This is a genomic window from Parabacteroides timonensis (genome assembly GCF_900128505.1).
In the GTDB taxonomy this organism is placed as follows: domain Bacteria; phylum Bacteroidota; class Bacteroidia; order Bacteroidales; family Tannerellaceae; genus Parabacteroides; species Parabacteroides timonensis.
Window position 1 is genome coordinate 2,921,895 of sequence record NZ_LT669941.1, and the last position, 12,218, is coordinate 2,934,112.

The window sequence follows — 12,218 nt, forward strand, 5'->3', positions numbered from 1 at the left end:
ATGGCACCTATTCTGAAACTAGGCAATATCGATATAAAGAAACGGACTTCACAGAAACTGGCATTCGGCATATTTACGCTTCTTAGCTATCTGGTCGTCGTTATTCTTTTTCTCATCCTCGGATTTATCATTATAAAAGGAGGTAAAGTAATCAGTTGGGATTTCCTTACGGAAGCTCCCGCAGAAGGAATGACTGCCGGAGGGATTTATCCCGCCATCGTCGGTACGCTTTACCTGGTACTGGGTAGTAGTCTGATCAGCTTTCCGATCGGGATCATGAGCGGTATTTATATGAATGAATATGCGACAAACGGAAAACTGATCCGTTTCATCCGTATCATGACAAACAATCTGAGCGGTGTCCCTTCAGTGGTGTTCGGTTTGTTCGGTATGTCCCTGTTTGTTGTTACATTGGGGTGGGGAGACTCGATCATTGCCGGTTCATTCACACTGGCATTGATGTCGTTGCCGCTGATTATCCGTACCACGGAAGAGGCCTTGAAAAGTATCGATGACTCGTTCCGTCACGGGAGTCTGGCACTGGGAGCTACCAAGTTACAGACTATCCGGCGAGTGGTACTCCCGATGGCTTTTCCGAATATCATTACCGGGCTGATCCTGTCGGTGGGACGTGTGTCGGGAGAGACGGCTCCTATCCTGTTCACTGTAGCCGCCTACTTCCTGCCTCAGCTGCCGGAAAGTATCTTTGACCAATGTATGGCATTGCCTTACCATCTGTACGTAATTTCAACCAGCGGTACGGACATCGAAGCATCCCGTGGAATGGCCTACGGAACAGCATTGGTCCTGATTGCAATCGTGTTAGTTGTCAACTTACTTGCCAATGCACTGAGAAAGTATTTCGCAAAGAAAGTAAAAATGAACTAACTGATATATTACAACTACAACAATAAAAAACAACAAAAAGAATATGATAAAGATTGATGCCCGTAACGTAGATTTCTATTATGGCGATTTCCATGCCTTAAAGAATATCTCGATGCAAATTGAAGCAAACACCTCCGTTGCCTTTATCGGGCCGTCGGGCTGCGGTAAGTCTACCTTCCTGCGATTGTTTAACCGTATGAACGACCTGATCCCCGATACTCGTATGACCGGCAATATCCTGATCGACAACCGTAATATTTATGATAAGGGAGAGAAAGTGGACCAGCTTCGTAAGAATGTAGGTATGGTATTCCAGAAACCGAACCCTTTTCCTAAAACGATCTTCGAAAACGTTGCCTACGGACTACGTGTAAACGGAATAAACGATAACGATTATATCGAAGAGACAGTTGTCAAAACTCTTAAACAGGTAGTTCTCTGGGATGAGGTAAAAGACAAACTGAAAGAGTCGGCCTTCGCATTATCCGGCGGTCAGCAGCAACGCTTGTGTATTGCCCGTGCATTGGCGATCTCCCCCTCTATTCTTTTGATGGATGAGCCGACTTCGGCCCTCGACCCGATTTCCACCAGCAAGATCGAAGATCTGATACACGAGCTCAAAAGCGAATATACGATCGTGATCGTTACTCATAATATGCAGCAAGCAGCTCGTGTGAGCGACAAAACGGGGTATTTTTATCTGGGTGAACTGATCGAGTTCGATAATACACGAAAGATATTTACCAATCCGGAGAAGGAGTCGACTCAGAATTACATTACGGGAAGGTTCGGGTAATTGAAAATCGAGAATTGAAAATTAAAAGATTATATATATATGAAAGTTATAGATCAGGAGATTGCCTCCTTAAAAAACAGTATCAGCGAAATGTGGGCTTTGGTCCACCAACAATTATATAATGCCGGCGAAGCGATGCTTACCGGAGATAAGGAACTGGCTTATAAAGTGATCAGCCGCGAACGTCGTGTGAATGCTTTCGAGTTGAAGATAGACAGCGATTGCGAAGATATCATCGCCCTTTACGCTCCTGTCGCCGTCGACCTGCGTTTTGTTCTTGCCATGTACAAAATCAATACGAACTTGGAACGCCTGGGTGATTTTGCCGAAAGCATCGCCCGTTTTGCAGGAAACCTGCCGGAAGGTGCCCCCGTCGATCCGCAACTGATCAAAGAGACACGGGTAGAAGAGATGCTGAAAGAACTGCTCAATATGCTTACCCTCAGCCAGGAGGCCTTCGAAAAAGAAAGTTCGGAAATAGCCTCCCGTATTTTCCTCAAAGACAACCTGATCGACGAGATTAACCATAACTCCACCCGGATCATTGCCGACTACATCGAGAAACATCCGGGAAGCGCCCTGGTCGGACTTTATATGGCAGGTGTGATCCGTAAGATGGAACGCTTCGGCGACCATTGTACGAATATCGCCGAAGAGTTGATCTTCTATCTGGATGCTAAAGTAATGAAGCATATCGGAAAAACAGAAAATTAAAATAGGCATAAATAAGATTTGTGTTTTACGTTTCTATCTCGTAATATTGTATCCCGAAAAGGGACCAACATCTACAATACTATCGTGGAGATTCATGAAACAGAATTAATAGACGGGTTAAGAAGTGGGGAAAGTAAAGCTTACCGTACTTTATTTGACAACTATTATCATCTTCTATTTCGTATTGCCTGTCAATATGTAAGGGATGATACGGTGGCCGATACCATTGTCGGAGACGTATTATCCCATATATGGGAAACACGCACATCTCTCCGTATTACCTCTTCCCTACAAGCCTATCTGGTTTGTTGCATACGTAACTATGCACTTAACTACCAGAAGAAAATATTCGCAGACCGGGAGATCAGCCTCGACGACTATGAAGAATATCCGGAAGCGATCCTTCAGGGTATGTTCCTGTCTGATGAATATCCATTGGGACATTTGCTGGAAAAAGAACTCAGTGAACAAATACTCCGAGAGATAGATAAACTGCCTCGCGAAACCCGGCAGGTTTTTATCTGTAGCCGGATCGAAGAACTAGGTTATGATGAAATAGCCGATAAAGTAGGTATATCCGTCAATACTGTCAAATATCATATCAAGCAGGCTCTTGCCACTCTCCGCAGTCGTATGAAGGGATATTTATCCTCCCTACTTTTCTGATTATTTACTGCCGGATTATTTTTTGAAAAAATATTTCATTTTCCACTACCCTCGCACTATTGGAATGTTGTCTTTAGGGTAAGAAGCAATAAAAATGGATCAGAAAAGACAACAAGAATACTACGACGAACTGATTACCGGCTATCTGAACCGATCGCTTTCCCGTGAACAGGAGAAAGAACTCGGTCGTTGGGTAGCCGCTGACGAGTCTCATAAAAGATATTATTATGAGATGACCGAGTTATGGTTATCCTCATACGACATACATCATAAGAAAAAAAGAAAGAACGAAGCCGTATTCCGCCGTTTCGCCGAACAGGCCGGATTACAGAAGCCTAAGCAGCTGTTCTTACGGAAATATACCCATATCGCAGCCTCCCTGTTAATCGGAGTTTTCCTGGGCAGTGCCGGATTATACCTGTTCGACCGATCCGGCCGGCAGGACGACCAGGCGATAGTACGCACCATCGAAGTACCGCTCGGTTCACGCAGCCGTCTCCAGCTGGAAGACGGAACTATCGTATGGTTAAATGCCGGCAGTAAGTTCAGCTGCCAGCCCGGATTTTCCCAAAAGCACCGGCAGGTAGCATTGGAAGGCGAAGGCTATTTTGAAGTTGCCCGTAACGAAAAGCTCCCCTTCATCGTCAATGCCAAAGAGATCGATGTAAAGGTATTGGGAACAAAATTCAATGTCAAAGCCTATTCCGACGAACAGGAGATCGCCGTAACCCTGGCAGAAGGTTCCGTGAATATGATCGATAAAGCTGCTCCCTCCAATTCCGTTATCATGGTACCCCAACAGCAAGCTATATATAACAAACTGACGGGAAAAACAGAAGTACGGAAAGTTTCTACGGAGGCTGTCTGTCAATGGACCACAGGAGCACACTTCTTCAACGAGATCAGTTTCGACGAAATTGCCGGACAACTGGAAAAAGCTTTCGACGTAACATTTATCTTCCGTAATCCCGAACGCCGGCAACTTCGTTTCTTCGGAGAATTCCGCAATACGGATACACTCGACGATATCCTGACAATCATGTCATCCAGTGAAAAATTCACTTACAGACGCAATAACAATATCATTGAGATATATTAAAACAGTTGATAACCCCATAAAGAAAGGAGAACCAGAAAAGGAAAGAGAAAAGCACAAAAAAAGAGCCGGAAAATGTTCGCACCATTTCCCGACTCACGAGTTCATTAAAACTTAATAGTTAAATTCTAATCACATTACAAAAGTATGGAAAACATTCTTTATAAAGAAAGAAAAATCACGCTAATTGTTTGCTCCAGGCTCCAGGTAGCCCTGTTATGTTTGATACTCTTTACAGCCAGTATCCAGCAAACATTTGCAGCATTACCACAAAATCAAAAGAGCACGTTGAATCTGCAGAATGTAACTCTGAAAGAAGCTTTCGAGACGATCAGGAAACAGAGCGATTACATTTTCTTTTTTGAGACCGGAGATGTCGATACCCGGCAAAAAGTCAGTCTGCAAATAAGCAGTGAATCTATCAACGATGTATTAAACCAGGTACTGAAAGGGAAAGGCCTGAAATACGAGATCAAGAACAAGCACATTATCATCAAACCGGAGAAAGCACCTCAACCGACTCAATCATCCCGCCAGTCGGGAACGATAAGCGGTACCGTCACCGACGAAAAAGGGGAACCGATCATTGGTGCCAATATCATGGTCAAGGGGACTACGAACGGGACTGTCACAGACCTGGACGGCAAGTTCACCCTTCAGGCTACTCCCGGCGATATCCTGGAGATCAGTTATATCGGCTATAACCCCTTACAGATAAAGGCAGGTACACAAACGACCCTATCCATTAAAATGACGGAAGACACACAAAATCTGGAAGAAGTCGTTGTCGTAGGATACGGTACACAAAAGAAATCGGACCTGATCAGCGCCATAAGTTCCGTTCGCGGGCAAGACTTGATCGAACAACCCGTGCCGCGTGTCGACCAGTTGCTTCGCGGACGTGTTGCCGGTATGCAAGTCGTTCAGTCAAACGGTACGCCCGGAACATCTTCATCCATTCGTATCCGAGGTGGCAACTCCCTTTCTGCCAGTAACGAACCTCTGTATGTGATCGACGGATTTGTTGATGCCGGTGACCTGAATTCATTAAACCCGAACGATATAGAGTCCATCGAAGTGTTGAAAGACGCAACATCCACGGCTATATACGGTGCTCGTGGTTCCAATGGTGTCATTCTGGTAACAACCAAACGTGGTAAAGCCGGCAAAGCAACATTCGATGTAGAAGCTTCCTACGGTTGGCAAAAACTACCCCATAAAATCGACTTACTTTCAGCAACCGAATATGCATCCTATTTGAACAAAGTAGCCCAGATCAACGGGACGACAATTCCTTATGCCGATCCATCCAAGGTCACAGGTGTTGACTGGCAGGATGAGCTTTTCCGTACTGCTCCGGTTTACAATCTCAACTTTTCCAGCAGAGGCGGTACTGAAAAGATCAAATATCTTGTTTCCGTCAATCATTTCGACCAGGAAGGTATTATGATCGGTTCCGGATTCAACCGCACAACATTCCGCACAAACGTGGATGCGGAGATCAAGCCGTGGTTCAGTATGGGAACGACCGTCAGCCTTTCTCATGAGTTTCATGATCTATCGACCATGCCTTCCGATCCCGACAACCATTTCGAAATGGCTGTATATGGCGTCGGTATGTCTCCTATAGGAAGTGCCGTGAATGAAGACGGTTCATACAACTATACGGAGCCCAGCCGTCCGACCGGACGTAACCCGTTAGCCGAAGCATTGTTGCCGACCGACGAAAAAAACGGATATTATCTGCTGAACAATTCTTATCTACAATTCAAACTCGACCCTCACTGGGTATGGAAATCGACATTAGGTGTAAAGTGGAATTACCAGCGTGAAGATTATTTCTCACCCAGAAAAGGTTCGTACCTGGAAAAGACGAATAGTGCAAAGGCCCTCACATCCGAGAGCCAGGACCTATTGACGGAACATACGTTGACATATAATCTGAAAAAAGAGGTACATTCACTTTCCGTTCTGGCAGGTTTTACCGCCCAGAAAGGGCATGACAAAGGCTTGAATACCGAAGTCTCTAATTTTGCCAATGACATCACAGGCTTTCACGACCTGAATGCCGCACAGGTAAAAGACAAGGTTGAATCCGGTTATCACAACTGGGGATACATGTCCTATCTTTCACGTATCAACTATGCGTACGATAATCGTTACTTATTGACAGTCGTTGCCCGTTATGACGGTTCATCCCGTTTCTCAGAAGGAAATAAATGGGCTTTCTTCCCTTCCGTATCAGTAGGATGGCGCATTACGGAAGAAGCTTTCATGAAAAAGCAATCCGTCATAAACGATTTGAAACTGCGTACCAGTTACGGTCGTGTAGGTAACCAGGCTATCGACATTTACTCCACACAATATCTCTTTTCATCCGGAAGTACGATTCTGGGTGGTTCCCAAATCGTCACCTATACTCCGAGCGAAGTTCCCAATCCTAACCTGACATGGGAAAAGACCGATCAGTTCGACCTAGGTATCGACTTCTCGCTTTTCAACTCCCGTCTAAGCGGTTCTTTGGATTTCTATCATAAGAAGACACGCGATTTGCTTTGGAAGATTTCCGTTCCTTCATACATCGGACAATCCACACAGCTACAAAACTTGGGATCATTAAAGAATACAGGATTTGAACTTTCATTGAATGCTTCATTGATCGACAATAAGGATTGGAAATGGGATGCTAACTTCAATATTTCAACCAACCGCAGTAAAGTATTGAGTCTGGGACCGGATAAATATAAATACGTAGGAGAACATTGGGGTGGTTATTACAGTAGTATACTGAAAGTAGGCGAACCTATCGGACTTTTTTACGGACAAGTATACGAAGGTGTCCTGACGCAAGAAGAAATCGATGCCAAAGGATTGAATGCCCGTCCGGGAGATGCTAAATTCAAAGATATCAAAGACGATCCCAACAACTCAACGGTCATAGGAAATGCCAACCCTGATTTCTTCGGAGGTTTCGGCACGACGGTCAGCTGGAAGGGACTCTCTTTAAATGCATTCTTCCAATACTCCGTAGGCAACGATGTCTTAAACCTGAACAGTGCTTACTTTCTGCCGGGTAATTCGGCTGTAAACTGCTACCGCGATCTGGCAGAACAGATCTGGACTCCTGAAAATCCGAACACATCGGTAGCTCGTCCGAGTAACGAATACATCTATGCGGTCGACACAAGATTTGTGGAAAACGGCAGTTTCCTCCGGTTGTCGTCCCTGACACTGGCTTACGACCTGCCGATGAAATGGTTGAGCCCCATCGGATTTTCCGCTGCCCGCGTCTATGCAACAGGAAATAACCTGTTCAACATCTGTAACTACCGGGGATATGATCCGGAAGTCAGCTTATATTCAAGTAGTCCTATTTTAAGAGGTTACGACTGGGGACAATACCCTATGAACCGTTCTTTCACATTAGGCGTTAAATTTACCTTATAATACTGATAGCATATGAAAATTTTCAAAATATTACCGTTTGTTTTTCTCCTGCTGAGCTCATGTTCAGGTTTATTGGATGAAAATCCTAAAGGGGATGTTGCCGGAAGCAATTTCTTCATCGACGAAAACAATGCTCTTTCCTGTGTTAACGACCTATACAATGCATTTGCCGATGCAAATGTATATACTCGCCAGGCCATGATGGTTATGGAATTCGGGACAGACATCGGGACCCGCTCCCCGACAGACAACTGGCCAACTCTCGACCCGATAGCAACTTATACTCATAATGCATCGGCAGAGCGTATCGGATGGACGTGGCGCGACGGATTCAAATATATTCGCAACGCCAACCTGGCAATCGCCAATATCGAAGCAATGGACGAAAGCTTGTTTAAACAGATACCTAAGGAACGTCTGCTGGCAGAAGCCCGTTTCGTCCGTGGTTTCCTGTACTTCCACTTGACCAACTTCTTCGGGGATCTGCCGGTAATACTCGAACCGGTAACAGATATAGATGCCTATCTGACATTAAGTCGCACTCCTGCATCCCAGGTCCGGAATGAGGTTGCTCTTCCCGATCTGCAATATGCAGCTGAAAACTTACCTGAGTTCGACGAGTATAGCACCTCTGATGCAGGAAGGGTAAGCCGTAGCAGCGCCATCGGGTTAATGGCTAAAATATACCTTTTCGAAAAAGAGTATGCCAAATGCGAAGAACTCTGTCGCCAACTCTATACTGAAGGTAAACGAGGATTACTGCCACATTACAGCGATGTTTTCAATTCTAAATACAACAACAGCAAAGAAAGTCTTTTTGCAGCCCAGGCATTAATCGAAAAGACAGAATTACCCAGTCAGACTACCTGCTACGGAGATTATACGGAAGAATCGGACAGTCCGTATAAAAACAGTGCAGCAATAGCCCCTCTTCTTCCGTTCGCGTCTTATTATGTACCGGATGAAGACAAGTGGTACGATACAGAAAACGACAACCGCTGGAAGTTCAATTTCCGCCTGGCTTCAGAAAGTAAATACAAGGAACTTATTGCAGGAACAGGTACTACCGCCCAACATCTGGGAGCAGGTATCAAATACAAAGGAGAAATTGTACGAACTCCTTATATTGTGAAATTCTGTGATGTGGAGAACCGCCGTGCCGACCGCGAAGGAACTTCCCTGAATTTTCCTCTCTTACGATGGGCAGACGTCTTATTAATATTTGCTGAGGCTTTGAATGAACAAAACAAAACGAATGAAGCCTTTACCTATATTAATGAAGTCCGCGAAAGAGCTTACACCAACGAAGACGGGACCATCAACCCCGGTTGGAAACTACAAGGCCTGTCGCAAGCACAATTACGTGAAGCTATCCTCAAGGAACGGGCCCTGGAGCTTTGCTATGAAGGGCACCGGAAATTCGACTTATTTCGTACCCATAACCTGGTCAAAGCGATACAGGGAGTTACTCATCTGAATGACATCGAATATCTTTTCTCTGAATCTTACTATCCGAAAGAAGCTGCGAAAAATGTAAAGGACTATCACGAACTGTTCGGTGTTCCTACAAATGAAATAACACTAAACAGCAACCTTCTTCCCCAGAATGAAGGTTATTAAACACAATACTTTATGTTCAACAAACTGATCACAGGCATATCTCTGATAGCCTTTTGCTCAAACATAGTAGCCCAAAGCCCCGAACAGGGGCTGGTCTACTATCAGTCTTTCGATGATCCGCAACCGGAAGCCATCCGGATGGCAGAAATTGCAACCCGCGATTCATCCTCCCTTTTCCTGGTGCATACCTCTTCCTACAGTGAAGGATTAAAGGGAAAAGCCCTCGACCTGACAGACGAGATAGCTTACCGTATTCCCCTTTCCCTGACCGCTAAAGAGCGTCCGTCTTTTGCAGCAGACTGTTCGTTCACCCTGCAAGTCTGGGTAAAAACGAAACCCGGCACCCCATTAGGTACACCGATCATGACGAATGCAACGACTGCCGACCCGACGGGCTGGTGTATCGGAACGCAGGAGAACGGAGCCTGGTATCTGAGCCTGAACGACGGGAAAAACAGTTACAGCTATCAGCCGACAGCCGGACGGCAGGCCATAAACGACGGGAAATGGCATCAATTGACAATATCCGTAGATAAGAAAAAGGGAGAAGTATGGATGTATCTGGATGGACGCAATGTTGCTATTTATCAGACAGAAGGACTCCAGTCGCTCGAAAGTAAATTCCGCACGATCGTAGGAGGGAGTGATGAGGAACAGGATTGGGAGTGCCGGGGGGAATGGATGGCCTTCAACGGAAAAATAGACGAAGTGAAGATGTGGGATCGTCCGATCAGCAGCCAGGAGGTACGGGAAAGTTACGGACAGTTCTTCCCATTATCTCCCTTGTATCCGTCTTACAAGCCCGACAAACTAAAAGTACAGGTATGGAATATATGGCATGGCGGAAGGCGCTTCGGCAAGCAGGTCGGCGTAAACCGTGTCATAGACGTCCTGAAAAAAGAGAATGCGGATGTGATCGGATTGATCGAAACGTACGGTTCCGGTACCATCATTGCAGACTCCCTCGGGTATTATTTCTACCTGATCAGTTCCAATCTCAGCATTATGAGCCGTTACCCGATAGACGAAACGATCCAACTGTTCCGTTCATTCAATTCGGGAGGAGCACTTATCCGCTTGAATGAGGAACAGCAAATCGCCTTCTACGACATCTGGCTTCATTACCTACCCGACGTTGCCGATCTGAATAAAGGAAAAGAGGCGATAAAGAAATACGAAGAGGATGAAGCGCAGACCCGCCTGCCGGAAATCAAAGAGATACTGAAACAAATGGCACCTCATACCTCACAGTCGGCAAAAACACCGGTCATACTGGTCGGAGATTTCAACTGTGACTCTCATCTGGACTGGAACGAGCAGACCCGACCGGCCCATCAGGGTGCTTTTGCCAAACTGGAAGTATCGAAACAGGTCATCGATGAAGGTTTCACCGATAGCTTCCGTCATCTTTATCCGGATGTTCTGTTGAACCAGGGAGCAACCTGGTCGCCGCTCATCAATCTGGGAGCTAAAAAACTGAGTTGCCTTCCCCAGCGGATCGACTATATCTATTACAAAGGGGAGAAACTAATACCCTATCGTTCGGAAGCCCTGAGCCATCATCCTGTGGGGTGGCCCTCCGATCATGGAAGCGTAGTGACGTCATTCTATCTCAAATAAATAAAAAGGCCCTTTGTCCCCTTCCTGATACGGGGATAAAGGGCCTTTACCATCCCCCTCTTTCGTAAACGACTATTGCATACCACTGCCGTGCTTCTTTCATACCACACATTGCGAATTACTTCTTTCTTTATATCTTTGCACCCCAATTACAAACATAAAAGATTCATGAAACGACTAACAGTACTCTATCTGTCAGCCCTTCTGGCGGGAACTGCCTTTACTGCAACTTCTCAAACATTGATTCCCAATAAAACGGAAGTCTTTAAACTTGCTCTCGAGACGCATGGATCTTATAACGAAGCACTTTCCGGAGAGGCCGAACGCGACCGTTTTTCACTTAACAGCTTCAAGGTGGAAGCCACAGGTACCGTCACTCCCTGGCTTTCCTACGCCTACCGCCAGGTGCTCTGCTACCAGAACGAATGGGTACGGGCCAACGGCTTCGGTTCTTATATCGAGAATGCCTGGGTTAACTTCCGGTTATCGGATAAGTTATCTGTGACAGCCGGTAAACAAGATGCTGCCTGGGGAGGCTTCGAATACGACGAGTATGCCTATAAGATATACGATTATAGCGATATGAACGAATGGATGGATTGCTATTTCAGCGGTATCGGCATCAGCTATGAGCCGGTAGAGACACAAGAGCTTTGCCTGCAAGTGACCAACGGCAACGATAACCGCAGGAAATCCCCTTCCTTCTATAATATCGGATGGAACAGCAGTTATCTGAATGAGTTGTTGTCTCTGCGTTACTCCATCACTGCCGGGCAGCAGGCCAAAGGGGAATGGATGTGGATGATGTGGGCCGGACAGCAGGTAGAATCCGGTAAATTCCTGGGATATTTCGATGTGATGTATACTCGCGGCAAATCCGATCCCGTCGGTATCCTTGCCGAACAATTCGAACCGGAAGATGAAGAAAACGGGGCATGGATCGCCAATACCGGCAACCTTTCGCTGGTGGCTCGCCTGAATTACAGTATCCATCCAAAATGGAACATTTTCGTAAAAGGAATGTATGAAACCGCTTCCGTTTACAAGGACAACGGCCCTTACGAATCCGGTAAATACCGCACAGCCTGGGGATATCAGGGAGGAGTAGAATTCTATCCGATGGGCGACGATAACCTGCACCTCTTCCTCACCGGCACCGGACGGGCTTACAGCCTGACAGAAAGAGCAAAGGCGCTCGATGCCTTCTCTGAGAACACCGGACGCCTTTCCGTTGGGTTTGTTTATAAGATCCCGTTATTTTAAGGATAGTTCAATTATTGTCAGTTTTGAGCCTATTTGTCTCATTATCTTTTATAGGGCAAAGCCCCATGCCGCAGGCTCTATTTTGCCGTCTGCTTCAGCAGACGGATA

The 12,218-nt window shown here is 45.9% G+C and carries 9 protein-coding genes; all 9 read left to right on the forward strand.

Going from position 1 to position 12,218, the window contains the following annotated elements; all coding sequences use genetic code 11:
• Nucleotides 1-888: a phosphate ABC transporter permease PstA gene (pstA, locus tag BQ7394_RS19420; RefSeq protein ID WP_075558904.1), complete on the forward strand. Its 888-nt coding sequence runs from the start codon at nucleotides 1-3 to the stop codon at nucleotides 886-888.
• 43 nt (nucleotides 889-931) lie between these two features.
• Complete coding sequence (gene pstB / locus BQ7394_RS19425) at nucleotides 932-1,684, forward strand: phosphate ABC transporter ATP-binding protein PstB (RefSeq protein WP_075558905.1); 753 nt, start codon at nucleotides 932-934, stop codon at nucleotides 1,682-1,684.
• Nucleotides 1,685-1,723: 39 nt separating this feature from the next.
• Nucleotides 1,724-2,398 (forward strand): phosphate signaling complex protein PhoU, encoded by a 675-nt coding sequence (gene phoU / locus BQ7394_RS19430; RefSeq protein WP_075558906.1) that lies wholly within the window; start codon nucleotides 1,724-1,726, stop codon nucleotides 2,396-2,398.
• A gap of 84 nt (nucleotides 2,399-2,482) precedes the next feature.
• Nucleotides 2,483-3,064: an RNA polymerase sigma-70 factor gene (locus tag BQ7394_RS19435; RefSeq protein ID WP_075560132.1), complete on the forward strand. Its 582-nt coding sequence runs from the start codon at nucleotides 2,483-2,485 to the stop codon at nucleotides 3,062-3,064.
• Nucleotides 3,065-3,158: 94 nt separating this feature from the next.
• A complete protein-coding gene (locus BQ7394_RS19440) occupies nucleotides 3,159-4,163 on the forward strand; it encodes a FecR family protein (protein ID WP_075558907.1) in 1,005 nt (334 codons plus the stop codon).
• 144 nt (nucleotides 4,164-4,307) lie between these two features.
• Complete coding sequence (locus BQ7394_RS19445; protein WP_075558908.1) at nucleotides 4,308-7,607, forward strand: TonB-dependent receptor; 3,300 nt, start codon at nucleotides 4,308-4,310, stop codon at nucleotides 7,605-7,607.
• Between the two features lie 12 nt (nucleotides 7,608-7,619).
• Complete coding sequence (locus BQ7394_RS19450) at nucleotides 7,620-9,227, forward strand: RagB/SusD family nutrient uptake outer membrane protein (protein ID WP_075558909.1); 1,608 nt, start codon at nucleotides 7,620-7,622, stop codon at nucleotides 9,225-9,227.
• A 12-nt stretch (nucleotides 9,228-9,239) separates the two neighbouring features.
• Nucleotides 9,240-10,847 (forward strand): LamG-like jellyroll fold domain-containing protein, encoded by a 1,608-nt coding sequence (locus BQ7394_RS19455; protein ID WP_075558910.1) that lies wholly within the window; start codon nucleotides 9,240-9,242, stop codon nucleotides 10,845-10,847.
• A gap of 168 nt (nucleotides 10,848-11,015) precedes the next feature.
• The gene (locus BQ7394_RS19460) at nucleotides 11,016-12,110 is read left to right on the forward strand and encodes a porin (RefSeq protein WP_075558911.1); all 1,095 of its coding nucleotides are present in this window, start codon (nucleotides 11,016-11,018) and stop codon (nucleotides 12,108-12,110) included.
• The last annotated feature ends 108 nt before the right edge of the window (nucleotides 12,111-12,218 follow it).